The sequence below is a fragment of the Bacillus sp. SRL543 genome (genome assembly GCF_984799205.1).
In genome coordinates this window covers 4,366,504-4,391,914 of the sequence record NZ_OZ481794.1, presented here as the reverse complement: position 1 = coordinate 4,391,914, position 25,411 = coordinate 4,366,504, and the positions used below count along the sequence as shown (strand labels likewise).

At 45.2% G+C, this 25,411-nt stretch carries 24 protein-coding genes and 1 pseudogene; 19 read left to right on the top strand and 6 right to left on the bottom strand.

Annotation, left to right across the window (positions count from 1 at the left end):
• The first annotated feature begins 63 nt into the window (after window positions 1–63).
• The 6 genes from AC4E8B_RS22265 (at window position 64) to AC4E8B_RS22240 (ending at window position 7,191) form a co-directional block, all read left to right on the top strand.
• Entirely contained in the window at window positions 64–1,701 is a 1,638-nt protein-coding gene (locus AC4E8B_RS22265; protein ID WP_490215645.1) for an ABC transporter substrate-binding protein, read from the top strand.
• A gap of 84 nt (window positions 1,702–1,785) precedes the next feature.
• The gene (locus AC4E8B_RS22260) at window positions 1,786–2,727 is read left to right on the top strand and encodes a M14 family metallopeptidase (RefSeq protein ID WP_490215644.1); all 942 of its coding nucleotides are present in this window, start codon (window positions 1,786–1,788) and stop codon (window positions 2,725–2,727) included.
• Between the two features lies 1 nt (window position 2,728).
• Window positions 2,729–4,057, top strand: a complete 1,329-nt coding sequence (locus AC4E8B_RS22255; protein WP_490215642.1) for an amidase — start codon at window positions 2,729–2,731, stop codon at window positions 4,055–4,057.
• Entirely contained in the window at window positions 4,050–5,186 is a 1,137-nt protein-coding gene (locus AC4E8B_RS22250) for a M20 family metallopeptidase (RefSeq protein ID WP_490215640.1), read from the top strand. The genes AC4E8B_RS22255 and AC4E8B_RS22250 overlap by 8 nt, the downstream gene beginning before the upstream one ends.
• An 18-nt stretch (window positions 5,187–5,204) precedes the next feature.
• Window positions 5,205–5,945 (top strand): creatininase family protein, encoded by a 741-nt coding sequence (locus AC4E8B_RS22245; RefSeq protein WP_490215638.1) that lies wholly within the window; start codon window positions 5,205–5,207, stop codon window positions 5,943–5,945.
• Window positions 5,938–7,191 (top strand): hypothetical protein, encoded by a 1,254-nt coding sequence (locus AC4E8B_RS22240; RefSeq protein ID WP_490215636.1) that lies wholly within the window; start codon window positions 5,938–5,940, stop codon window positions 7,189–7,191. The genes AC4E8B_RS22245 and AC4E8B_RS22240 overlap by 8 nt, the downstream gene beginning before the upstream one ends.
• A 189-nt stretch (window positions 7,192–7,380) precedes the next feature.
• Here AC4E8B_RS22240 and hepT read toward each other — a convergent pair whose 3' ends face one another.
• Entirely contained in the window at window positions 7,381–7,752 is a 372-nt protein-coding gene (gene hepT / locus AC4E8B_RS22235) for a type VII toxin-antitoxin system HepT family RNase toxin (protein WP_490219839.1), read from the bottom strand.
• An 84-nt stretch (window positions 7,753–7,836) separates the two neighbouring features.
• Window positions 7,837–8,214: pseudogene (mntA, locus tag AC4E8B_RS22230) on the bottom strand (type VII toxin-antitoxin system MntA family adenylyltransferase antitoxin); the annotation flags it as partial.
• 288 nt (window positions 8,215–8,502) lie between these two features.
• On the opposite strand from mntA, the gene AC4E8B_RS22225 reads away from it, so the two are divergent.
• The 8 genes from AC4E8B_RS22225 to AC4E8B_RS22190 all read left to right on the top strand — a co-directional run bounded on the left by AC4E8B_RS22225 (window position 8,503) and on the right by AC4E8B_RS22190 (window position 15,255).
• Entirely contained in the window at window positions 8,503–9,303 is an 801-nt protein-coding gene (locus tag AC4E8B_RS22225) for an SDR family oxidoreductase (protein WP_490215635.1), read from the top strand.
• An 86-nt stretch (window positions 9,304–9,389) separates the two neighbouring features.
• On the top strand, window positions 9,390–11,321 hold the full coding sequence (locus AC4E8B_RS22220; RefSeq protein ID WP_490215633.1) for a BglG family transcription antiterminator: 1,932 nt from the start codon (window positions 9,390–9,392) through the stop codon (window positions 11,319–11,321).
• A gap of 4 nt (window positions 11,322–11,325) precedes the next feature.
• On the top strand, window positions 11,326–11,766 hold the full coding sequence (locus AC4E8B_RS22215; protein WP_490215631.1) for a transcriptional regulator GutM: 441 nt from the start codon (window positions 11,326–11,328) through the stop codon (window positions 11,764–11,766).
• A 4-nt stretch (window positions 11,767–11,770) separates the two neighbouring features.
• Complete coding sequence (gene srlA, locus AC4E8B_RS22210; protein WP_490215629.1) at window positions 11,771–12,316, top strand: PTS glucitol/sorbitol transporter subunit IIC; 546 nt, start codon at window positions 11,771–11,773, stop codon at window positions 12,314–12,316.
• 20 nt (window positions 12,317–12,336) lie between these two features.
• On the top strand, window positions 12,337–13,341 hold the full coding sequence (srlE, locus tag AC4E8B_RS22205) for a PTS glucitol/sorbitol transporter subunit IIB (RefSeq protein ID WP_490215628.1): 1,005 nt from the start codon (window positions 12,337–12,339) through the stop codon (window positions 13,339–13,341).
• A 112-nt stretch (window positions 13,342–13,453) separates the two neighbouring features.
• The gene (locus AC4E8B_RS22200) at window positions 13,454–13,816 is read left to right on the top strand and encodes a PTS glucitol/sorbitol transporter subunit IIA (RefSeq protein WP_490215626.1); all 363 of its coding nucleotides are present in this window, start codon (window positions 13,454–13,456) and stop codon (window positions 13,814–13,816) included.
• Window positions 13,817–13,891: 75 nt separating this feature from the next.
• Window positions 13,892–14,575, top strand: coding sequence for a fructose-6-phosphate aldolase (locus AC4E8B_RS22195; protein ID WP_490215625.1), 684 nt, complete (start codon window positions 13,892–13,894; stop codon window positions 14,573–14,575).
• Window positions 14,576–14,598: 23 nt separating this feature from the next.
• Complete coding sequence (locus AC4E8B_RS22190) at window positions 14,599–15,255, top strand: HAD family hydrolase (protein ID WP_490215623.1); 657 nt, start codon at window positions 14,599–14,601, stop codon at window positions 15,253–15,255.
• A gap of 500 nt (window positions 15,256–15,755) precedes the next feature.
• Here the strand turns inward: AC4E8B_RS22190 and AC4E8B_RS22185 are convergent, their stop codons facing one another.
• From AC4E8B_RS22185 to AC4E8B_RS22170, 4 genes are all read right to left on the bottom strand, one after another.
• The gene (locus tag AC4E8B_RS22185) at window positions 15,756–16,043 is read right to left on the bottom strand and encodes a hypothetical protein (RefSeq protein ID WP_490215622.1); all 288 of its coding nucleotides are present in this window, start codon (window positions 16,041–16,043) and stop codon (window positions 15,756–15,758) included.
• A gap of 256 nt (window positions 16,044–16,299) precedes the next feature.
• Window positions 16,300–17,727, bottom strand: a complete 1,428-nt coding sequence (locus AC4E8B_RS22180; protein WP_148949787.1) for an amidohydrolase family protein — start codon at window positions 17,725–17,727, stop codon at window positions 16,300–16,302.
• 18 nt (window positions 17,728–17,745) lie between these two features.
• Complete coding sequence (locus AC4E8B_RS22175; protein ID WP_490215621.1) at window positions 17,746–19,281, bottom strand: Na+/H+ antiporter NhaC family protein; 1,536 nt, start codon at window positions 19,279–19,281, stop codon at window positions 17,746–17,748.
• Between the two features lie 38 nt (window positions 19,282–19,319).
• Entirely contained in the window at window positions 19,320–20,075 is a 756-nt protein-coding gene (locus AC4E8B_RS22170; protein ID WP_490215620.1) for a FadR/GntR family transcriptional regulator, read from the bottom strand.
• Window positions 20,076–20,380: 305 nt separating this feature from the next.
• Between AC4E8B_RS22170 and AC4E8B_RS22165 the strand changes: the two genes are divergently transcribed.
• From AC4E8B_RS22165 to AC4E8B_RS22145, 5 genes are all read left to right on the top strand, one after another.
• Window positions 20,381–21,232 (top strand): sugar phosphate isomerase/epimerase family protein, encoded by an 852-nt coding sequence (locus tag AC4E8B_RS22165; RefSeq protein WP_490215619.1) that lies wholly within the window; start codon window positions 20,381–20,383, stop codon window positions 21,230–21,232.
• Complete coding sequence (locus AC4E8B_RS22160) at window positions 21,225–22,565, top strand: amino acid permease (protein WP_490215618.1); 1,341 nt, start codon at window positions 21,225–21,227, stop codon at window positions 22,563–22,565. The genes AC4E8B_RS22165 and AC4E8B_RS22160 overlap by 8 nt, the downstream gene beginning before the upstream one ends.
• Window positions 22,566–22,698: 133 nt before the next feature.
• Complete coding sequence (locus tag AC4E8B_RS22155) at window positions 22,699–23,712, top strand: SIS domain-containing protein (RefSeq protein ID WP_490215617.1); 1,014 nt, start codon at window positions 22,699–22,701, stop codon at window positions 23,710–23,712.
• A gap of 61 nt (window positions 23,713–23,773) precedes the next feature.
• On the top strand, window positions 23,774–24,556 hold the full coding sequence (gene frlD, locus AC4E8B_RS22150) for a fructoselysine 6-kinase (RefSeq protein ID WP_490215615.1): 783 nt from the start codon (window positions 23,774–23,776) through the stop codon (window positions 24,554–24,556).
• Window positions 24,557–24,618: 62 nt separating this feature from the next.
• The gene (locus AC4E8B_RS22145) at window positions 24,619–25,347 is read left to right on the top strand and encodes a GntR family transcriptional regulator (protein WP_490215614.1); all 729 of its coding nucleotides are present in this window, start codon (window positions 24,619–24,621) and stop codon (window positions 25,345–25,347) included.
• The last annotated feature ends 64 nt before the right edge of the window (window positions 25,348–25,411 follow it).

Below are 25,411 nucleotides of genomic sequence, written 5' to 3'. Positions count from 1 at the left end.
GGCGATTCTTTCTTAGGCTGGTTGTTTGCATCTTTACAATAAAAATAGTTTGGGGGAAAAGAAGTGAACAGAAAACCTTTCTTGTTAAAAATGATGGCTCTCGTTTTGGTCCTTTTACTGGCATTAGCAGGCTGCAATAAATACAATCAGGAAACCTCCTCGGGTGAAGGCACAGCTCCAGAAAAAGAAAACAACACCGGCCAGGAAAGTGCTGCTCCAAGTGATCCAAACGTGCTGAACTTTGCAACGAACCAGGATATACCCCATCTTGACCCACACGGAACCGCAGCCAATACTTCTTTCAGAATCACTTATATGCTATATGACCGGATGGTAACATACGATGGGACAGATACCGAAGTCAAGCCTCAGCTGGCAGAGAAATGGGATATTTCCGAGGATGGAAAAACCTATACTTTCTATTTGAATAAAGAGGCCAAGTTCCATGACGGCTCGCCAGTCACTGCCGAAGCTGTTAAATACTCTTATACACGCGCCATTGATATTGGAAAATCAGCAGCCGGCCAATTTGCAAAGGTCATCAACAAAGACAGCTTTGAAATTGTCGATGATCATACGATCAAAATTACAACTGAAAAACCGTTTGCTCCATTCCTGAAAAGCCTTGGGACTGTATATGCCAATATCGTCAATCCGAAGCTGGCAGAAAACCACGGAGATGATCTTGGGGAAACATTCCTGGCAGATAAAGAGATGGGATCAGGTCCGTATGTGCTTGAAAGCTGGGACCGCGGACAGAAATTGGTATTGAAAGCGAATGAAGATTACTGGGGAGAAGCTCCTAAGATCGGCACCGTTAATATCCAAATTGTCAATGAACCGGCAACAGCCCGCCTGATGCTTGAAAAAGGTGAAATTGACATGATTGACGATACCATGCTGTCACCGGATGTTATGAATAACATGAAAGAAACGGAAGGGATTGAAATCGTCAGCTCTCCTGGCTACCAAATCGATGATATTGCCATCAATATGGAAAAAGAGCCGCTCAATGATGTGAAGGTCCGCCAGGCATTGTCACATGCTGTGAATTACGATTCTATCATTAATGATATCCTTCTGGGAGCAGCACAGAGAACAGGCGGAATCATCCCGGAAGGCATGTTTGGCTATAATCAGGATATCCAAAAGCCAGAGTTTGACCTTGAAAAGGCTAAGGCACTATTAAAAGAAGCCGGCCATGAGGACGGATTCAAGCTTGAACTCCTGATTTCCGAAAACAATGAAGTCCGTAAAAATATCGCCGTCATGATGCAGTCAGATTTGAAGCAGATCGGAATCGACCTGGAAATCAAAACACTTGCCTGGCCGACATTCCTTGAGACAGTCACGAGCGGCGGCCATCAGCTGGCATTGGCAGCCTGGACTCCGGATTATGCCGACCCGGATTATAATCTGTGGTACTTTGCCCATTCTTCCAGCAAAGGCCCGGGCTTCAACTTAGCTTTCTATGAAAATAGCAAAGTGGATCAGCTTCTTGAAGAAGGAAGAGAAGTAGTTGATGAAGCCCGCCGTGAAGAAGTGTATAAAGAAGTCCAGTCCATCATGGCTGAGGAAGTGCCGTATATCTTCCCTGCTCAGCGCCTTGTGCAGACCGCTAAGAGATCATGGGTCAAAGGCTATGAAATCAATCCTATGAACACTTGGTATGTACCGTTCCAAAAATTGACGAAAGAGTAAGCCTGACATCTAAAGGAAGCGTCCGTTTGAATTCAGCAGACGGCCGCTTCTATTCAATTACATAAAAGATGGGGAGGAGCTTGTATGTGGACATTCGGAAATCTCGCTGCCGGCAAGGGTGAAAAAGTAAAGAGCTATCTTGAATTCCCAGGGATCCAAGAAAAGCTTCCTGCTTTCCTGATCAATGGAGCGGAAGATGGACCGGCAACCCTTATACTCGGCGGCATTCATGGCTGTGAATATTCTTCCATCGATGCTGCTTTGACGCTCGGCAGAAACTTATCAGCAGAGGGTGTAAAAGGAAAAATAGCAGTCCTTCCGATCGCAAACCCTGCTTCTTTTTATGCAAGGAGCATCTATGTCCACCCCGAGGACAAGAAAAATCTTAATCGGGTTTTTCCTGGCAAGGAGGATGGAACTGCAGCGGAAAGGCTGGCCTACTTTTTAACAGAGACAGCCATCAAACAGGCGGAATATATCATCGATCTTCATGGCGGCGATATGATTGAGGCCCTTGTCCCTTTTACGATTTATCATAAGGGAGAAAACCAGGAACTGGCAGCTGGATCCAGGCAGCTTGCTTCTGCCATGGGGATTGAATATATAGTAGGTTCAACCGATCAGGTAGGGGGATCTACTTACAGTTCAGCCAGCTTCCTGGGGAAAAAAGCGATTATCGCAGAGGCTGGTCAGCAGGGGATCCTTGACAGGGAAAGCTCCCTTCTCCTGCAAGAGGGCACAAAGAACGCGCTGCGCCATATCGGAAATCTCACCGGCACTGTAGAAGATAAACCTACGAGACAGCTGAATACCTTCGATTGGTACAGAGCTGACCACAAGGGATTATGGTATCCAGCCGTTGCAGTCGGAGATTCAGTTAAGAAAGGTGATCTTGTCGGGAAAATCACTGATGAATTTGGAGACAGCATAAAGGAATACCATGCCAATACAGATGGAATCGTTCTGTTTTTGGTAACCTCACTGGCCATTAACCTGGACGATCCATTGCTGGCTGTTGGAGATTAGGATGAAAAGATGGGATGAACTTTCAATCATCGAAACAGCGGAGCTTTATCGGAAGACAGAATTGTCTCCTGCAGAAGTCGTCCAAGATATTTTCAAAAGAGTAAAGGAAATAAATGAAGAGCTCAATATTTTTATCACCCTTACGGAAGAAAGTGCCTTAGCAGCCGCTCTAAAGGCAGAGAGGGCTTTTAAAAGGAAGGAGAAGCTGCACATCTTAACTGGCATCCCTTTCAGTGTCAAAGATCTGTTTGATACAAGCGGGGTAAGAACCACTTGCGGGTCAAGGATCTTAAGCAAGCATATCTCTCGGGAAACTGCGCCATTGATACGGATTCTGGATCAGTTCGGAGCTGTGATGACAGGGAAAACCAATATGCTTGAATTTGCATATGGCGCTGTCCATCCTGATTATGGCCAAACAAATAATCCCTGGGACAGTTCGAAAACGGCCGGAGGATCGAGCGGCGGATCAGCTGCTTCGGTAGCTGCGGGGCTTAGCTTGTTTTCTCTCGGAACAGATACTGGAGGATCCATCAGGATACCGGCATCTTATTGCGGGATTGCCGGGCTGAAGCCAACATATGGCCTTCTGCCGGTTGAAGGTGCATTCCCGTTGTCAAGTTCCTTTGACCATGCCGGGCCGATGGCTAAGAGTGCTGAAGATTTGCTGGTTATTATGGAATCTCTGTGTGCTGGGCCGATTGAATTTTCAGAGGACGAAGAACCGCTGACAGTAGGGGTGCTCCCGCAAGATTTCCTCAATGGAGTAGATGAGGATGTCATCGCTGCCTATAATAGCACCCTGTCTCAGGCAGAAAAGGCTGGGTGGGAAATAAGGGAAGTCAATATTCCTTTATTCGAAAAAACAGAGTCCATCTTGATGAATGTACTCCTGCCAGAGGCGGCGCTGGTTCATGAGCAATGGGCCGGAAGAAAAGCAGATTACGCACCTGTCACTTATAAGCAGATTGAAGCGGGACTGCATCATAACTCGCTAGATTATTTGAAAGCCAGGCAGCAAATGGCGGAACTCCGGCAGCAGGTTGATGAAGCGCTGACTGCTGCAGATATTCTGCTCATGCCGACAGTCTCCTATCCCGCACCGGAAGAAGATCCTGCACTGGAGATGGATGATGAAATGAAATTCACTGGGATTTTCAATGTCACAGGGCATCCGGCTGTGACCATTCCAGCCGGGCTTTCAAAAGGAGGGCTGCCGATTGGGATGCAGCTGGCCGGCAAACATAAAGAAGATATCCGATTATTAAAAAGGGCAGTCAGGCTTGAAAAACAATTAGGTTTTTTAAAGAAAGGAGGCTGCAATGTCTAAGATTCTTAGTTTCTTAAAAGAAAATCAAACTGAAATGATTGAAACCCTGTTAAAACTGACAGAAGCCGAATCTCCTTCGTACTCAAAGCCCCATGTTGATCACTGTGGTGAGGTATTGAGTGAAGAATATGCCAGGTTAATTGGCGGGCCAGTAAGAAAAATAGATAAAGAGGAGGTGGGAAATCAATATCTTTTTACATATGGAGAGGGAGATAAAGAGCAGATTCTTGTGATTGGCCATATGGATACTGTTTGGGCTGCTGGAGCGATTCCGATAAAGAGGGACGGAAATATTTTATACGGACCCGGAGTGTTTGATATGAAGGGCGGCCTGACCGTCACTCTCTGGGCCTTGAAAGCATTGAGGGAATTCGGGGAGACCGGCAGCCGCAAGGTGGCATTCCTGGTATCGACCGATGAGGAAATAGGCAGTGTGCATTCAAAGGATATCATTCTCGAAGAAGCAAGAAAAAGCTCGCTGGTCCTTGTGCCGGAATCCAGCATCAGCCCGGATGGTGATGTGAAGACGGAACGCAAAGGAGCCGGGCAGTTTCTTTTAAAAGTTGAGGGGATTGCTGCCCATGCCGGCATTAATGCATGGGACGGGGCCAGTGCCGTTGAAGAACTCGCCTATCAGATTATCGACTTAAAGAAGCTCGCTAATAGAGAAGAAGGAATATCAATCAATGCCGGTGTGATACAGGGCGGGACGCGGTGCAATGTGATTGCGAAGGAAGCTTCAGCCGAAATTGACGTACGGATCAACAAAAAAGAACAGGCCTTTCAGCTGATGGAGAAAATCAGGAACCGGCCGAGTTTTGTTGAAGGGACCAAAGTAGAGGTAATTGGAGAATTTGAGCGCTTTCCGCTGGAACGGAACGAAGCAGTGAAAGCTCTATATAAGGACCTGAAAGAGATTGCTGCTTCCCATGGCTACGATCTGAAGGAAGGATCTTCCGGGGGAGCGAGCGATGGGAACTTTACAGCCGGCATCGATATCCCGACGATAGATGGGCTGGGGCCGGTTGGGGATGGTGCTCATGCCGAAAATGAGCATGTGGACTTGGATAATCTCCCATACAGAGCAGCTTTGCTTGCGGAAATGATTTTAAAATATATGAAAGAATAGGAGACTAATTCTATGTATATGATGAATTTGACAGCTCTGCAGTTTAAAGAAATGAAAGAATCGGTAGGCACTGTGCTGATGCCGATTGGCATGATGGAGACGCATGGCCCGCACTGCTCGCTCGGAACAGATGTATGGATTCCCCGCGAATTTGTCCGGAGGCTCGAGAAGGAAGTTGGCAATCGAATTTTAATGGCGCCGGAAATCGCTTATGGCCATTCATGGGCACTTGCTCCGTTTGAAGGAACAATCGATATTTCTGCAGAAGCTTTTTCACAGTATGTATTTGAAATTGGGAAAGAGTTTCATAGAAATGGATTTGAGGAAATCATCCTTTTTAATGGCCATGGGGGAAATATTCCGAGTCTCAGCATTGTGGCTGAAAAGCTTTCTGACCTGGGGATGCGCGTCCTGACCATTAACTGGTGGATCGATTACAGAGAGCAGATTTTAACGATTACCAAAGGGCCGGGACATGGCGGTGAGGATGAAACTTCACTTGTGCTGGCAATCAGTGAAGAGCTTGCCGATCCTTCTTTGGCAGGCAATCATCAGGTACCAATGAATCCGAAAATCAAGTTTCAGAACTTAGGGAAGAAGCTGTTCAAAGACGGATATATGGGCAATGCAGGGGAAGCAACAGCCGGCAAGGGCGAGCAATTATACCAAAGCCTGCTGAAGCTTATCATCGCTGACATAGAAGAATTATGGAAACTATCAGAACCTGCAGCCGAAAAGGAGGAAAAAATCAATGCTTAGATGGACAGACGCACCAACAGGGAAAAAGATTGTTGATATCGTCCTTAGTTTAAATGAACAAACACAAAAAATGTATAAACAGGAAGTGGCCACTGCCAGCTATAGTGATACCGTTTCTTCACTCTCAACATTTGATGAAATAGGCAGGTCCCTGGATGAAGTGGAAGGGACCATTAAAACGGTTGAAGGGCACAAAGGCGAGTATCTGCGCTCCATGGTCAATGGCTTCCGTTATTTCGCTCGAAGCCTGCAGGGAGATCAAGTGCCGTATGATGAACTGATCGCCAATATTCAGGAGCTGCCATCCGATCTTATAACAGATGAGCAGCTTGAGCATGCAAGGGAACTGGTTGAGAAGGGGTTAACAGATTTAGGATACAGGGGAAACGTACGGGAGAAAGCGGAAGCATGGCGTTCGGATACTCTTATAGCACCTGATGAAGTAACCGCCGTCGCAGAAAACTTCCGCGAAAAAAGCAAACAGGGCACCCTTTCAAGAGTCATCGGACTTCCTGAAGAGGATGGGATTGACTGGATCAAAAGTATACGCGGCGTGTTCTGGAGCGGTTATTCTAAGTACACTGGCGATTACCGCGGAAATCTTACATTTAATATAGACCGCCCATGGACTGAGCCGATATTGGCGCAAATCATGACACATGAAGCCTACCCTGGCCACCAGGCCTTCTACTGCCGCTGGGATTATCTATTCAAACAGGGAAAACTCCCGCTGGAGGCATCTTATTATCTGATCAACAGCCCGACGAATGCTTTATTCGAGGGCGGGCCTGAAACGGCGCTAAGCTTCCTTGGCTGGGATGATTTAAATGAAGAAACTCCGGGCATTACCGATGATCAGAAGAAGCAATACCAGCTTGCAAGAAACTATCTTGATTATCAGCGGATGTTCACAACAAACGCCTGCTATCAGTATAATCTTGAACAGAAATCAAAAGAAGAAGTTATAGCCTATCTGATCGAAGAGGGCGGAATCACCGAAATAGAAGCTAACAACGCTTTCCGCTTTTTCTCAGACCCTGTCCAAAAAACCTATTTCCCCAGCTATTTTTATGGCAGATGGATGGTAGGCAACTCCTATAAAGAAACACCAAAAGAAAAGCGGGGAGAGTATTTCAGGATTCTGTATGATACACCTCATACGACCAAGACGTTTATTAAAGCGATTGAGGAGTTGAATGGGAAGAGGTTTGATGCTTTTGATACGGTGGGGCGGTTGGAGCGGTGACAGTTGGAGCGGTGACAGGCACCACCCGAAAAATCTTGTTTCACATAAATGTTTCACGGAAAGTGAGCCGAGGGACCTGACCCCATGGCTCAAAAGCGGAAGTGAATTAATAGAAGTACAAAAAAGCGCACGGCTCCCCTGGAGCTGTGCGCTTTTCATTATTCCAATAAGAAAAGTTAAATTCTTTCTTCAATACCTCAAAATTGCCGAGGTATATTCTAAAAAATCATCTAAATGATTCTCAAGTATTTTTTGCAGGATAACTAAATTGATTTCCTGGTAATCATGTACCGCTATATTGCGAAAGCCAATCATTGCTTTCATTTTGGCAGAAAGAGGAGCATCAATGATCCCCTTTTCTTCAATTAAAGAGAAGGCATCCCGGCTGTTTTGAGGCAGTCCCAGTTTTTCTCCAGCTACTATATGCATCGCTAAATCAATGCTTGCTTCACAGGCTCTTTGAAGATTTAGGACGATAGAGTCCTGTTTCGTGAAGTTTTGCAGATTGGCGGGTTTGTCTTCATATTCTTCATTCACTCTTTGAAGGCAGCGTTCAATCATGCTGATTTTATTTAAGATAATATCATTTTCATAAATCCTCCCGTTTTCAAGGATTTTCCTCAATATAGGCGAGCGCTCTTCATTCAGCTTTGCGTACTTTTTTAAAACAACCATCTCGAATCGTGCTTTTTTATCTTCAGCATTACAATAAATGACTTTTCCGGTATGGAGGATTTGAGCCTGAAATACTGTGCTTGCTTTATGAAGATCAACCAAGTCAACATCCTTGCCGACCTTAGCGGCAATCTCCTGCGAAAGGAGAAAGAGGTCATAGCTGTCCAGGTCTGAATGCTGACCACCTCTGAGAAAACCAATGTCAATGTCACTTCCCTGATGGGCTGTTCCTTTAGCGTAAGATCCAAATAGAAAAATCAAAAATGGAGAGAGCCTCTTTACTAGCACATCAACAATGATTTGTTCTGTTTTAGCATCCAATTCAAACCCTCCGTCATTTTTGTTCATTATAACATGAATTATAAGGTTCATTGTTCCGTTTATCAAAGTGTCCGGCCGCATGTGCCAATGAGCCAAGGGACCTGACCCCATGGCCCACCGCAAAAAACGAGCCAAGGGACCTGACCCCATGGCCCACCACCCAAAAAACGAGCCAAGGAACCCGACCCCATGGCCCAATTCATACACCGATTTTCACACTTGAGTGAAAAAGTCTGTATTAATAATTCTTAATACAATTACTATACTGAAATTAGAAATTGTAAGTGTTTTCAACTTGGTAGGGAGGAATGACAGATGAGCAGTTCTTGGCTTGGTTTGGAAGAGAAGGTAGCGATTGTTACGGGTGGTGCTTCGGGCATCGGTTTACATATTACGAATGAGCTCCAGAAAAACGGCGTGAAGGTTGTGGTTGCCGATTTGAATGGGAGTGAAGGCGAGCAGGAAAACGGGTCTTACTTCATCCAATGCGATGTGACAAAGAAGGAGAGCGTTGACCAGGCGGTTGGGAAGACGGTTGAGCTGTTCGGGTCTTTGGATATCCTAGTGAATAATGCAGGAGTGAATCTTCCTAGACTTTTGGTTGACGACAAGGGAGAAAAGCCGGAATATGAGTTAAGTGAAAAAGACTTTGATTTCATGGTTGCTGTGAATCAGAAGGGTCCTTATCTGTTTGCCCAGGCTTCTGCGAAGAAGATGCTGCAGCAGAGCGGCGGCGTGATTATCAATGTATCTTCAGAGGCTGGCCAGGAAGGGTCTGCCGGGCAGAGCTGCTATTCGGCAACAAAAGGTGCGGTGATTGCTTTTACAAGGGCATGGGCGAAGGAGCTTGGCAAACACAATATTCGTGTCGTAGCGATTGCCCCTGGTATCATTGAAACGACTGGCCTGAGGACAGATGCTTATAATGAAGCATTAGCGTACACTCGCGGTGTAACGGTTGATGGCCTTTCAACAGATTACAGCAAATCGATCCCGCTTGGGCGCGAAGGGAAGCTGACAGAAATCGCTGACTTGGTTTCTTACCTGGCTTCTGACCGTGCAGGCTATGTAACAGGGACAACTTTTAATATTTCAGGCGGTAAATCCCGCGGCTGATGCTTGTAAAGACGTGATTGCAGCGCCTTTATGGAAGCCGGCCTGCGGGAAGACCGTCCGGCTTTCATATCAATAGGGGTGATATTATGTCAGACAGAATGATAGATGAACGTGCAGCAAAGATGCTGGCAATTGCCCGGACAAAAACCTATCACTCACTTGATGAGCTTGCAGAAGCAATGGGTGTGGGCACCAGGACGATCAGGAATTATATTAAACAGCTGAATGAAGACTTGGACGGAATTGCTTCTTTTTTCAATGAAAGAGGAAAAGGCTTCCGTTTCGATATCAATAATATGAAAGCGTTCCAATCTTATCTGGAAGAAAGCAGCCCGGAAGATAGCTCGCTGAATTCGCAAAAGGGCCGGATCGGCTTCATCATCGACCGGCTCATCAACAGCGAAGAAACGTATACACTGGATGATTTGGCTGAGGAAATGCACTTGGGCCGCACAACACTTGTCAATGAGCTGAAAAAGGCAGCTGTTTCCCTTGAGACATACAAGCTTATCATCCACGGCAAGCCGAACAGGGGGATGGAGCTGAGCGGCAGGGAATTGGACCTGCGCTTCTACATCCTTGATCATCTGTATGATGTGCTGTATGGCGATTATCCGCTTGATGAAGATATTACAGAGGCGATTGAGAAAATCTCGAATGAGTATAATCTCGAGTCTCCTACCCAGTCGAGGCTGATGGAATTCATCATCATCATGCTGGACCGGCTTTTGAAAAATCATCAGCTTGAAGCTATCGAGGAAAAGCATAAAAAGCTGATCGGTACACAGGAGCATGGGATCGCGCTTGAAATTGTTGAAGCGATCCAAAAGCAACTCCCGATAGAAATCCCTGAGGCTGAGGCTCTGTTCATCACCATTCCGATTGCAGGAAGGCGGACGCCGACAAACAACCGGACGCTGGCAGATATTGCGATTACCGATGATGTAAGGCGGCTGCTGGAACAGATTTTAGAGCAGGTTGGCTTTAAAAGGGAAATCATTGAGCAGAATGAGTCATTCTTTCAGGATCTCCTGTACCACTTGACGTTCATGCTGAACCGGCTGATTTTCGGGCTCCGCCTGAAGAACGCGCTGCTCGCCGATGTAAAGGAAAAATATCCGGTGGCCTACAAAATGGCCGAGATTGCCGGACAGGTGATTGAGAGCAGATATGGGCTCGAGGTGCCGGAGGATGAGCTGGGATATCTGGCCTTTTACTTCGGGGTCTTCATCGGCCAAAGCGATATCAAGGTCAAGCGCTTTCAAAAAGCAGCAGTCGTCTGCGGCACCGGCCGGGGGACGGCAAAGCTCGTCAGCATCCAGCTGGAGCGCATCCTGAATCAGGATACAGAAATCGATCTTTTTGCCGAAAAAGACGCAGCGAAGGAAGTCCTGGATTCATATGATCTTGTTTTTTCAACTGTAAAGCTGCCTTTTGAGACAAAAGCTCCTTTTATCATGGTCAACGAGATATTTGATGAAAGCCGTGTGAAAAGGGAGATTGAGAAAGCGGCCTACAGACAGAGGCTCAACATTCAAAATGGCGGCGAGTATCATTCGGTGATGGCCCAGATGCTTGCAAAAGAATCATTTTTCCAGCTGGACAGCTCTAAGGGCTATCACGAAAATGTCTTCCATATGGTAAACGAGCTGGTGGAAATAGGCCGCCTTGACCCTGGGTTTACAGAGCGGCTGAAGGAGAGGGAAGAAAAAGGGTCGATGGTTTTTGACCGCTATATCGCTTTTCCGCACACCTTCAATCAGCAGTCAGATGACATTGAGCTTGCGATCGGGATTTTCCCGGAAGGGGTCATAGAGAATGGTAGGGAAGTCAGGCTTGTATTCCTGCTCGGATTGCCGGAGGAACAGAATGAAGGCAATGAAAGCCTGATTGTCAAAATCTATGATGAAATTATCGCGATTGCGAACAATGAAGAGCTCATCGCACAGCTGGTGCAGGCAGGGTCCTATGAGGATTTCGTATCCAGCATCGAACGGTCAAACAGGGAAAGGGGCTGAGAAGATGATTGTATTTTTAATCATACTGATCGGGATCGCCTGGCTGGTCCAGAGCATCCTCGGGTTTTTCCAGATCAAGCATTTTAATAAAAAGTATGCTGAAATGAGGTCGCTCGGACGGGTGGCCATCGGCAAAAGAACAGGGAAACTGCGCGCAGGGACGGTCGTCATGTTCGCTATCGACAAAAGGAATAAAATCCTGAAGGCATCGAAAATGCAGGGCGTGACCGTTTTTTCCAAGGTCAAGGACCTGAATGGATTTGAGGGAAAATACCTCCTGAAGATTTCAGAAGAAGATTTCAAGGGCCATGATAAATTGACCCGGCTTGCGATTGCAGACGCGCTCAAGAGCTATGACATCATCTCCAAAGGCGGCGAGCTGCAGGTGAAAAAAGGCTGGATCGATTATTTAATGCCAAAAAAGAAAGAATTGAGAAGAGGGTGAAGAGATGGATTTAATCATCAAATTAGCTGAAGGGTTCATGAATTTATTCCGCACAGGCGGCGAAACCTTTGTCAGCCTTGTCACAGATATTGTACCGCTATTGATCATGCTATTGGTTGCGATGAACGCGCTTGTCCGCCTTGTCGGGGAAGAACGTGTTGAAAAACTTGCAAGAAAATCAGGAAAAAACGCATTCACAAGATATTTCATTCTGCCGATCATCGGGACATTCGTCCTTGCCAATCCTATGACATTATCACTTGGAAGATTTCTTCCGGAAAAATATAAGCCGAGTTATTATGCGGCTGCATCGTATTCATGCCACACGCACAACGGATTATTCCCGCACGTGAACCCGGGCGAGCTGTTCGTATTCCTCGGAATTGCAGCAGGGATCACAACATTGGGACATGATGTAACCGAGCTTGCGCTCCGCTACTTCCTGGTTGGTATTTTCACCAACTTCTTAAGAGGCTGGATCACTGACCTGACAACATCTTATGTGGCCAAGCAGCAAAACGTAAAATTAAATGATACCGTTCAACTATAGAATTCTAGGTGGTGGGAAACATGACATTTCAATCAATCAAAATTTCAAAAGGCGCCGGCGGATTTGGCGGACCTTTACTAATAACACCAACAGACGAGAAAAATAAGGTTGTCTATATTACCGGCGGACAAAGGCCGGAGATTGCTGACAAAATTGCTGAATTAACAGGCTGCGAGCTTGTTGACGGCTTTAAAACATCTGTGCCGGAAAAAGAAATGGCCTGCGTCATCATCGACTGCGGCGGCACACTGCGCTGCGGACTATACCCGCAAAAGCGCATCCCGACAATCAACATCATGCCGACAGGCCAGAGCGGTCCATTGGCCAAGCATATTACAGAAGACATCTACGTTTCCGGCGTAAAGGCGGACAATATCCAGCTCGCAGATGCTGAAGGGGCAGCGGCACCGGCAATGTCAGTACAGGAAGAGGCAGCTGAAGGGATCAAAACACCTAAATACAGCTCAGACAAGAAAATCAGTGAACAGCAAAAACCACAAGGGTTGATGGCAAGAGTCGGTATGGCCATGGGCTCGATCACAAGCGTCTTCTACCAGGCTGGCCGTGATGCCATTGATACAGTTATCAAAACGATCCTTCCGTTCATGGCATTCGTGGCCATGCTCATCGGTGTCATCCTCGAATCAGGAATTGGCGATGTGTTCGCGAAATTCCTGTCACCGTTCGCAGGTTCTGTATGGGGACTGATCGTCATCGCACTTGTCTGCTCATTCCCGCTTCTATCCCCATTCTTAGGCCCTGGCGCCGTTATTGCCCAGGTAGTCGGAACACTGATCGGGGTTGAAATCGGAAAAGGGAACATCCCGCCCCACCTTGCATTGCCGGCCCTGTTCGCCATCAATGCCCAGGCAGCGGCTGACTTCGTGCCAGTAGGACTTGGACTTGCAGAAGCAGAAGTTGAAACAGTCGAAGTAGGGGTGCCATCTGTCCTCTACTCCAGATTCCTTACGGGGGCGCCGACCGTCTTCATTGCCTGGCTCGCAAGCTTTGGCTTGTATGATTGAGATTAAATAATAGAAAAAGTTAGAATGCGGATGAGGAGCTTCATGGTGCATCTGGGCCAGGAGCTCCCCGACCCGCAATATAGAAAACTGATCCAAAAGGAGAGACACAACCATGACAACGAAATTCGAAACCAAAATCAACAGCATCGGCCCTTCTGTAACGGACTTCCTCGGTGAAAAAATGTTCATCCTTTTCGGGGATAATGCTCCAGCTGAACTGGCTGAATACTGCCTCCTTATTGATGTAAAAGAAGTTGCTGGCGAGATTGCAGCAGGCGATACCCTGCAGATCGGCAGCAATGAATATAAAGTTACTTCTGTCGGCGACGCTGTGAAACAAAATCTTTCCTCACTCGGCCATATCACTTTGAAGTTCGACGGCTCACAGACTCCGGAACTGCCAGGCACCCTTTACCTGGAAGACAGTGAAATCAAGGAAGTTAGCGCTGGAGACACAATCCGGATCTACTCATAATGAATAAAAAACAATAGCTTAACTTTTGTCATCCAAGAGTTAGGCTATTATTTTTAAAAAGAGGGGGCAAGGGAAATGAAATTAGTCATTGATTCAGCAAATGTGGAAAGCATTGGGAGACTCGTGGATTTTTTCCCGATTGACGGGGTCACCACTAATCCGAGCATCGTTGTAAAGGAGCAGAAGCCGTTTCTGCCTTTGCTCAAGGAAATCAGAGCTGTCATCGGGGAGGATAAAGAGCTGTTTGCCCAGACCATTGCCGGGGATGCAGAAGGAATGGCGGAGGAAGCCCGCTGGCTTTCTGAAGCAGTATCCGGGAACGTCGTTGTAAAAATTCCTGTCACGATGGAGGGCATTAAAGCGATTAAAATGCTGAAGGCTGAGGGAATCCGCACACTGGCGACTACGGTTTATACACCGATGAACGCGTATCTTGCTGCCAAAGCCGGTGCCGATTATGTCGCTCCATATGTTAACAGGATCGACAACCTTACTGGCAATGGTGCGAAGGTAGTCGCAGAGATTACTGAGATCCTCTCAAAGCATAACTTATCTTGTGAGATCCTGGCCGCCAGCTTCAAAAACGTCCAGCAGATTCACAATGTCTGCCTTGCCGGCGCGCACGGAATCACCGCCGCACCAGAACTGATTGAGGCGCTCGTCAAAATTCCCTCCATTGAAGACAATGTAGAAACCTTCAGGCAGGATTGGATGGGGCAGTATGGAGCAGCCAGTTTAATTCCTAACGGGGACAAATAGATAGAAAGAGGAAGGTGGAACCTATGATTAAAGCCATTGTCTGCGATTTTGACGGGCTGATCATCGACACAGAATATGCTCTTTACGAAGCATTCTGCGACCTGCTTGAAATTGACCCTAGTGAAATGCCGATTGCAGACTATTCCCATTTTATCGGCACCGACTCAAAGGGCTTATATGAATATATCATGGAAAAATCAAACGGCACCATGACAATCGAAGAGATCATCGAAAGATCTCATATCTTACATAAAGAAAAACTTCAATCTCCTATTGCCCGTGAAGGGGTTGAAGACTATCTGAAGGAAGCCAAGAGCAGGGGGCTGAAAATTGGGCTGGCCTCCAGCTCTAACCGGGAATGGGTCACCTTCTTTTTAAAAGAGCTGAATTTCCTACAGTATTTTGACTACATCCAGACTTCGGACGATGTTGAGAAGGTAAAGCCTGATCCGGCTCTCTACAGGAATGTTATCAGCCATTTCGGGATCGAACCGTCTGAAGCCATTGCTTTTGAAGATTCTATGAATGGATCCAAGGCTGCCATTGCGGCAGGGCTTAGATGTGTGATTGTGCCGAATAAAATTACTAAGAATTTGGCATTTGAGGGGTATCATATGAGGCTTGGGAGTATGGGGGAAAAAGAGTTTGGGAGAGTAATAGAGGAGATTGAGGGAGTGTAGGGGACAGCTTTTTGGCTGTCTCTTTTTTTATCCTTATACTTATTCCTAAAAATAGCAGTAATCTTATCAAACCTTCATGCAGCTTGCAGATTAGCAGTCATTGCAGCAATAGTTTAGCTATTGTAAACCGGCAATTTTTCTAAGGCATTTAACAGCCTGCCTTCAAAGAATCCACTCTCAATTGTATGGAACTGCTATGCTGTTTAAAAAAACTCAATGGCACAGGAAGGAGAGCTGGAAACCATGATGATGAAGAGACTATTTTGTGTACTGTTTACAGCGCTGCATGGATGATTGGAGCTTGTTCAAACCATTTGGTTTCATATGATGAAGACTTTAATGTTACGCTCATACAAGATTTTAGATAACGAAAAAGCTGCAATATAGACTTTTTTTATAAGCCTCTAAGAAAGGCCCCCTGGTTATTATTATTTAATTATAATAATCAGAGGTTATTTTCCACTTTTAGATATCTTATTAACTAACTAAGACTTTTTACTCTATCCCCCAATTTGTATCTGTCCCAATGCCAAACCAGATATTAAAATAGCCCCGGCCAGACCCGGAATGCTTATTAGCAGCTTATGAAAAAAAGAGATATCTGTAAAGCGCTTATATACTTTTTCGGCAAGGAGGGCAAGCGGGATGAATAACAGCAGCATTTCTCCTATACCGAACAGGTCGCCAGAATCAAAGGGACTGCTGATAAATTGATCGACAAAGTGGTTGATGGTGAGAAGTATAGTGAATAAAAACATTTGAAATAGAAAGAATAGCAGATTTTTCAACTGGGTATCTCCTAGCTTTGTGTGTGAAAGTAAGCTTCATTATGTAAATTTTAATGCAATTCTTATTGTAGGACAAGGTGACTGTCTTTGGGTCTGTTTGATTAATAAGTTGAAAAGAGTGAGTCCCGGTATGTGAAAGGAGGTTTTAGAGTAAAGGGGAATATATAGAATAAATGTAGTGTAACATTTTAATTAGAATTCTAAATATGGGGAGAGGCAGTCCCTCTTTTATTAGCAGGGACATGCCTATCCTTTATTACAGCAGTCCTTCTTTTACCATATCTAAAATATCGCTTTCAGCACTGAGTATATCTTTTTCGGCGCGGCTAGAGATGTTTTCAGCTGCTTTTTGGGCTTCTGTGATGGCGGCAGTTTCATCAATGGTTAGCAGTTTCCTGTTTTCCATAATAACCTGCCCATCTATAATGGTAGTTTCGACTTCATGCCCCCTGGCCGAGTAGACTAAATTCGGAACTATGTTTCTGATCGGCTTTGTAAGGACAGGGAAGAAGGATGGATCCTGGAGATTGATAATAATCATATCAGCCTTTTTGCCTTTCTTTAAAGACCCAATTTCCTGATCAATCCCCATGACTTTTGCTGCTTCAATGGTTGCCATCCGCAGGGCGCGGGTGGCGTTGAACACCTTCGGGTCAGCCATTTTGACTTTGTTTAATATAGCGGAAAATTTCATTTCATTAAACATATTATTGCAGTTATTCCCTGGAGCCTGGTCAGAACCTAAGCAGGCTGTTCCCCCTGATTCCATAAAGTGAAAGACAGGAGGGACAAGGCCGTCTATGATACCGATACTTCCGGAGCAATAAATCATGCCAGCCCCGCTTTCAGCCACTCTGGCAGCTTCTTCATTAGTTGCTTCTGTCAGGTGGACAGCAATCAATCTCTCGTTCAATAGCCCCTGTTCCTCCAGAAAATCAATAGACCTTTTTCCATAGCGTTTGATCATTTGATCAATCTCTCTGTCTCCCTGGGCTACATGCATATGGAGCTTAGTGTCTAATCTTTCCCCATGCCCTTTTATCTCTTTAAGGAGTTCAAGGCTCATCATATCTGGCCCATGAGGACCTAAAATGACTGAAATTCTGCCATTTTCGCTTTCATGGTGGGTATTAAAGAGATCAAGATTTCTCTTTAGCTTCGTATTTCCAATGGAAGGATCAAATGGATATAGTTCACCTACCGGCAGGTCGCCGACATTATCGGGAATCTCATTAACCAGCTCGGCAACCCTGGCACGTGCGCCAATCTTTTTATAGTTTTCTACTATAAGGTCCATTCGTCCATCATAGTCACAGAAGGTGGTTGTGCCGGATTTTAGGCCTTCGATAATATTGACCATAGACCCTTTGGCGGATTCTTCGGGTGTCAAATGCTTCATGAATGGCCAGAGCCCTTTTTGCATCCAGTTGGACATATCCTGGGCAACACCCCGGAAGATGGCAATGCCAGTATGGATATGGGCATCGATAAAGCCTGGCATGACTAATTTGTTTGTTGCATCAATCACCCGCTCGCCTTCATAACTTGCCTTAATCTCATCAAAGCTCCCGATATCGTGAATCCTGTTTCCTTTTATCGCGATGGAGCCATTTTCTATAAAGCCTACTCCCTGTCCTTCCATCGTTAAAATATGTGCATTTTGTATAATGATATCTACTTTCAATCATGACACTTCCCTTGCTTACATAGTTATGTTTTTTGGATAGTCCGTACGTTTCATTCTTTTGTTTAACACATAAAGGCTCGAAAATACTGCTGCAGCGGTAATGATGATGCCAACCCATCCGGCGGTTGCTCCCGCGGCCAGAAAACCGATAAAGGAGCAGATCCCAATCAGTAATGCATATGGAAGCTGTGTGCGTACATGTTCAATATGATCGCAGGCCGCTCCCGTCGAAGCGAGGATAGTCGTGTCTGAGATAGGGGAGCAGTGGTCGCCGAATAAACCGCCGCTAATTACAGCCCCTATGACTAAGGGGATACTGATATCCATTGCCGCGGCTATAGGCAGGGCAATAGGCATCATGATGGCAAATACTCCCCATGAGCTTCCAGTCGCGAATGCAATGGCTGATCCCAACAGGAAGATTAATGCAGGCACCAAGAAAGAGGGGAGATTATCGCCTACTATTGCTGACATATAGGCCCCGAGCTCCATTTCCCCAGCTACTTTTCCAATTGACCATGCCATGACAAGAATCATGGGTACAATCATCAGGCTGACTACTCCTTGTGTCCATTCATCGAAAGCTGTTTTCACAGAATGAAGCCCGGAAGAAATTGAAATCACTGCTGCTCCGGCGGATCCGGCCAGAAAACCGCAAGAGATAGCAAGAACTATATTGGCCTTGATAAATGCTCCCCTTAATCCATTTTCGGCAATATCCCCTGTCCAAAAGATAACAGTGAAGATTGTTAGGAATAAGAGCACCATAGGCACGAGGAACTGCCTAAACTTAAAGACATGGCCTTCAGGAAAAGAATCTGCATTGTCTGCCACTAAAGGTTTGTCATTCTTGCCGAAAACCTCACCGGATTCAATTGCTCTTTTTTCTGCCTGGTACATAGGTCCAATATCCAATCCTGTATTAATGACATATAAAACCCCTACCATCGCAAATAATCCATATAAGTTATAAGGAATCATCTGAATAAAAAGAGACCAGGGATTTTCTGATAAAGAGAGAGCAGTTATTTGTGTGGCTAGCAGCCCTGTAATAAAAGGCCCGTAGCTGCTGATAGGAGACATTGCTGCAAGTGAGGCACCCATGGAGTCTAAGATGTATGCGAGCTTAACCCTGGAAACATTAAGCTTATCTGTGAGCGGCCTCATAATGGTTCCAAGAATAAGGACAGGCTCAGTGTAGGAAAACAAAAAGGCGCTTCCCCATGTGATATTTTGAACCTTTTTTCGTGTATTGACCCTTTTTGTAGCGATATTCGCGAAAGCTTGAGCCGCACCTGTTGCCCGCAAAATGTGGATGAATCCTCCTGCAAGGGAAACCAGGACCAGCAATCCGGCATTCCATGGATCGGCAATCGAAGGAATCATAAAATCAGAGATACTCCTGGCAAAACCTGAAAATGGATTCCATGAATTAATAATGGTAGACCCGACCCAGACACCAATGAACAAGGATAAAATCGTTTGCTTTGTCAGAAGGGCGATAATAATTGCAATAAGCGGCGGCAGTAACGCCAAAATACCAAACTCCATCTCACTTTCCCCCTATTTAGATAAATTAAAAGCCAGTTCTATCTCTCACCCCCTTTAATGGAGCTTTTTATTGCTAAGATCAGCTTCTCCATATGTTCTTCCATTTCGGCTGATGCCGTATCGGCATCTCCGGCTTTAATGGCTTCAAGCACCTTACTATGATCGGGGGCAAAATGTCCTCCCTGTGTATGAGCGGCAAGGTATGGAAAGGTCTTTTCCAATTCTATCTCCTCCAATATAAGCAGCTTCAGGGTAGAACATAAAAAACCATTGCCTGAAGCATCTGCAACTAATTCATGGAAATGGCAGCTGACCTCTGTCAGATCTAATTGATGGGAAGCATCACAGCAATGTTTTTCAATAGTAAGCTCCATTTTTTTTATATCATCTTCATGGGCATGAAGGGCTGCAAGCCTGGCCGTCTCCATTTCAATTACCTTCCTTGCGTGCAATAGGTCGAGCAAATCCTGATAGCTTCTTGGTTTGGAGGCATTGATAAACTCTTTTTCTATTTGATAACGATTAAGCTCATCTTCGATATACCCCAGTTGTTTCATACCTTTGTGGGAAAGCTTCCTTCCCTGGTTTTTTATCAGCTCGGTATATCCCTTATGGTCAAACTCCTTCAATAACCTCCCTATGCTGGCAGTACTTATGTCTATTTCGAATCGAGCCATCTTCTCCTTAAGAACCCAAGAGCCCAGGGGGGCAGGCGAATCAGCTAATATCCGCAAAAGAGCATAATTCCTGTAATCATGTTTGGACTTAAAGAAAGTTTGTATATTTTCTGGCATATTTACTCTCCCATCTATACCTGCTCATCATTAATGAGCAGGTATAATTATAATATTTCGACTATTTATTCAGTATTCCTTCTGCATTTAAAAATTTTGGCAAAAGAGATATGGACTATTTAAAAATAAAGCTTAATTCGGTTTACCCTGGTCTATCAGCAGAGCAGGAGTATGGAATTATTTAAAATTTATGTGTCTATGCTTAAATATTAAATTTTCAAAAAAGTATTGCTTAATTTGTATTACCTAACTATAATACAAATCATAACAAATTAATAAGCGCTTTCAAAAAGGAGGGGTATTATATGAAGCTTGCCGGGATGAATATTACATTCAGGCATTATCCGTTTAAGGAGTTTTTGGAGTGCATGACAAGTCTTGATATCCGGCAGATTGAGTTGTGGGCTGGAGAGCCGCATTTCTATGTATACCGGAATCTGCCTGGCCATTTAAGAAGCATGAAGCGGGAGCTTAGATCGAGAAATATGGAGCTGGTTTGCTTTACGCCGGAGCAATGTGTTTATCCTTACAATATTGCGGCGTCCGATTCTGATTGGAGAAGAAGCAGTTTGGAGTACTTTAAGGATAATTTATATGCTGCGCTGGAGCTGGACTGCAATATGATGCTGATTACTTCAGGCATTGGGGATCATTCTGTGAGCAAGAGAGAATCGTGGAATTATGCCGCTGATTCGATTCATCAGCTAGCAAAGATAGCAGAAAAGGAAGGGATGAACCTCGTCCTGGAACCGTTAACAAGGTTTGAGACCAATCTTGTGATGGATGTTGAGGGAATTAAGAGGATGCTTGAGGATATCCAATCACCTTCTCTGACAGGAATGATTGATACTATAGCGATGCAGCTCGCGGGGGAAACTCCTGAAGAATATTTTTCCACTCTCCGTGATGTTAAACATTTTCATTTGATAGATGGGGATGGTATGTCAGATGCCCATTTGGCACTGGATGATGGAAAGCTGGATTGGCGGGGGTATATGAAGTCTCTTGAAAGCAGCGGGTATAAGGGGGCATGCACCCTTGAGATTATGGGATCTGATTATTATAGAAATCCAAAGGAAATAGTTTCAGAGTCTGTGAAAAAATTAAGAGAGATGGAAGCATTCCATTTTAAAACTGGGGGAACTCAAAATGAGTAATGGGGCTCTAACACGCAAGCTTGGATTTTGGGCGGCGCTGGCTATTGCGGTTGGGACGACAATAGGATCCGGTATTTTTGTTTCGACAGGGGAAGTGGCAAGAGCAGCTGGCACCCCGACTATTTCAATTTTGGCCTGGGTCATCGGCGGGCTGATTGCTATTCCGCAAGTAATGGTGCTGGCAGAGCTGTCTACAGCCTATCCACAAAATGGAAGCGGTTACGTATATCTCAATAAAGCTGGCTGGCGGCCTTTGGCTTTTTTATACGGATGGTCTACCTTTTGGGCGCTTGATCCGCCAAGCATCTCGATTATGGCACTGGCCATTGTCTCTTATGTAGCTTCCTTCTTCCCTTTCTTTGACGGCATGAATGGAAAGCTGCTTGGCATTGCCATCATTTTGGCGATTACGGCTATCCATTATAGGAGTGTAAAGGAAGGCGGCCTCTTTCAGGTCATCATTACAGCAGTAAAAATCATCCCATTCCTGATTGTCATTGCACTTGGCTTTATCTATATGAACCCAGGAAACTTTTCTTATACTCCAGCATCCGGCAGTACGGAAACAAGCTTGATCGGAGGCGTTTCAGCTACAACTTGGGCATATACAGGCATGGCGGCGATCTGCTTCATGGCCGGGGAATTCAAGAATCCGGGCAAGGTGCTACCGCGTGCGCTGATTACTTCAATCTTCATTATCCTTACGCTTTATACGCTGCTTGCTGTCTGTGTAATCGGCCTTATGCCTTTTGAACAGCTGATTCAATCCAATGCGGCTGTTTCTGATGCGGTTAAGTATATTCCGGGGTTATCGGATATTGCTTCATCGTTTGTAGGAGTGACAGCGATTGTTGTCATACTCGGTTCTTTGAGCTCATGTATCATGTTCCAGCCGCGGCTGGAGTACGCGATGGCAAAGGACGGCTTGTTTTTTCAGCGCTTTGCGAAGGTCCATCCGAAATATGAAACTCCCAGCTTTTCGATATTGGTGCAGGTCATTTATGCGTGCTTCCTGGTTTTCTTCGGCAATCTAACGGCCCTGCTGGGATATTTTACGCTTATCCAGCTTCTGATCAATATTATGGACTTTGCAGCCGTCTATAAATGCCGGAAAAGAGACGACTATAAGCCGGTCTATCGGATGCCTTTATGGAGGATTACAACGATTTTGGCCATCGCCGGGGCTGCCTGGCTTGCCTGGGGAACTTTTACCTGGGCGCCGATCCAGGGCATGATTGCGGCATTGGTTGTCGTTGCCACCGGACTTCCTGTCTATTATTATTGGGAAAAAAAGTATGGCTCAAAGGCTGCCAAAGACAATATAGTTGCCTGATGCCAAGGAGGGGAGTTAGTGATTGCTGACTCCCTGAAAATTTTCAAAGGAAAAAGATTGAATTATTTGTAATGTTTATTTATAATACAAGACATAACAAATAAAGCAAGAGACTCATAAGGAGAGTGTTCCCATGTTGAAGTTTGATGAAGAATTGTTTTTGAAACTTGTAGAAAAAGAGGGCCTTGGCTACAGAGGCGAAATTGAGAAGATTGTTGATGGTATCTGCCAAAAGGGCTACAGCAATATTTACATGATTGGCGCCGGCGGAACGATCGCCATGATGTATCCTTATGAATATATGTTCAAAACACACTCAAGCATTGATGTCCGTGCAGAAATTGCTTCAGAATTCATGGCTACGAATCCTAAGCATTTTACAAAGGATTCTGTCTGCATCTTTACTTCTGTGTCAGGCACAACAGAGGAAACGGTTGCGGCTGCAAAATTCTGCAGGGAAAGAGGAGCAACTACGCTGGCTTTAGTCGCTGAAGCGGACACGCCGCTGACAAAAATCGTCGACTACTGCATCACAACTGGATCTGAAAAGCATTCTTTTGATACATTCTTTATGCTGTTATATATGGTGTCCTTCCGCTTCATGCATAACAATGAAGAATTTCCGCAATATGACCAATTCGTGAAAGAAGTATCATTGCTTCCAAGAGCCATTCTCGATGCGGTAAAGTCTTTTGATAAAAAAGCGGAGGAATTTGCTGTTAAGCATAAAGATACGGACTACCATATGATGATCGGATCAGGCAATCTATGGGGCAATACGTACTCTTATGCGATGTGCATTCTGGAAGAGATGCAGTGGATCCACGCAAAATCGATCCATGCTGCTGAGTTTTTCCATGGCACGCTTGAATTGGTTGTCGAAGATACAAGTGTCATTTTGCTAAAAGGGGAAGATGAAACCCGTCCGCTTGCCGAGCGCGTTGAGCGTTTCGCTGAGAAGATTACAAAAGAACTTACAGTAATCGATACGAAGGATTTTAAAATGGAAGGAATCAGCGATGAATTCAGGAAGCATTTCGCTGTCAATATCAATTGGGCTGTCCTCAGCCGCATCAGCGTTTACCTTGAGCGGGAGAGAAATCATCCTTTGGAACTCAGACGCTATTATCGCAAGATGGAGTACTAAGAATGATCGAGCACTGCTAGCGGCAGTGCTCCTTTCTTAAGCTGAAAGGAGTGAAAACACCATGAAGGTCGTTACAGTCGGAGATAACTGTATGGATGTCTATAAGGACAGCGGAAAAGCTTATCCTGGGGGGAATCCGGTAAATGTGGCGGTTTATTTAAAAGCATTGGGAGCGGAACCTGCGTATATTGGCTGGGTCGGCACGGACCACTATGGGGAAGAAATGATTAAAAGCATCCAGGATAAGGGAGTGGATACAACCCATCTTTCCATAAAGGAAGGAAAAACAGCCGTTACAGATGTACATATGGAAGGCAATGACCGGCGCTTTGGTGACTATGATGAAGGTGTAATGAGCGAGTTTGCTTTGACAGGAGAAGAACTTGAATTTATTGCTGCTCATCAGCTGGTGCATGCCGGGCTATGGGGACATGCACAAAATTATTTTTCTCTTTTTAAGAAAAAAGGGCTGTTGACGTCCTTTGATTTCTCTGATCAGCTGAACCATAAACTGGTCCAAAGTTTGCTGCCATATGTTGATTATCCTTTCTTCTCTTATAAGGAAAATGATGCGTTTATCCGCCAATTTTTAAAAAATGCTGTTGGCAAAGGGGCAAAGATTGCGGTTGCCACTTTGGGTGAAAAAGGTTCGCTTGCTTATGATGGAAGAGATTTTTACGAGTATGGTGTGGTGGATACTGACGTTGTGGATACGATGGGAGCGGGAGATTCTTTCATAGCCGGGTTTACTTACGGTATTTTGAAAGGCCTTTCAACACAAAGCTGTTTGGAATTGGGCGCGAAGACTGCCGCCAATACAATCAGATATTTTGGTGCCTGGTGACTGGGGAGTTAGATCAATGTATAATAGATCTTAACAATCTATCGAAGGTAAGGATGAGCCAGATGAATTTAAATCCTTCAACGCCTCAGCCGCTGTATATGCAAATCAGGCAAATGCTGAAGAATGACATCCAGAGCGGAAAGTACAAGCCGGATGAACAAATTCCAACAGAAGCAGAGCTTTGTGATATTTATAATGTGAGCCGGATTACGATCCGCAAAGCCATTGAGGAATTAGTGAATGAAGGAACTCTTACACGCGTACCGCGCAGAGGGACGTTTGTGGCTTCAAATAAGTTCCATAACGAGCTCTTGTCTGTAAGCGGCTTCTCGGAATTCAGCCACCAGCTAGGGATGATTCCCAACTCGCGGATATTAAGAAGCGAAGTCTTATCTGCATCAGAAGAGGTCGCCGGGCACCTTCGCATTGAAGAAGGCAGCCCTGTTCTTGAATTGGAGCGGCTGATGTATGTAAATGACCGCCCTTTATTCTACGACATCGCACACTACTCTCTCATGCGATTCCCTGATTTGGAAAAGAAAATCGCGAGGCTTGAATCCACCTATCAGATCCTCCTGGAGGATTACAGCACTGAAATTATCAGCAATGACAAAATCATCGATGTGATCGGGGCCACGAAAGATCACGCCAGACTGCTGGAATGCGATATTGGCGCGAATCTTTTCAGAATCGTCAAGATTGCGTTTGATTCAAAGGATGAACCAGTCCACCTTTCTACATTTGTTTGTGAAACGAATAAAGTTAATTTGACTGTTCATCGGGCGAAATAGACATTCGGGGCCATACTCCTTTTTTGTGGAGTATGGCCCTTTTCCATTGTTCCATTTTATATAG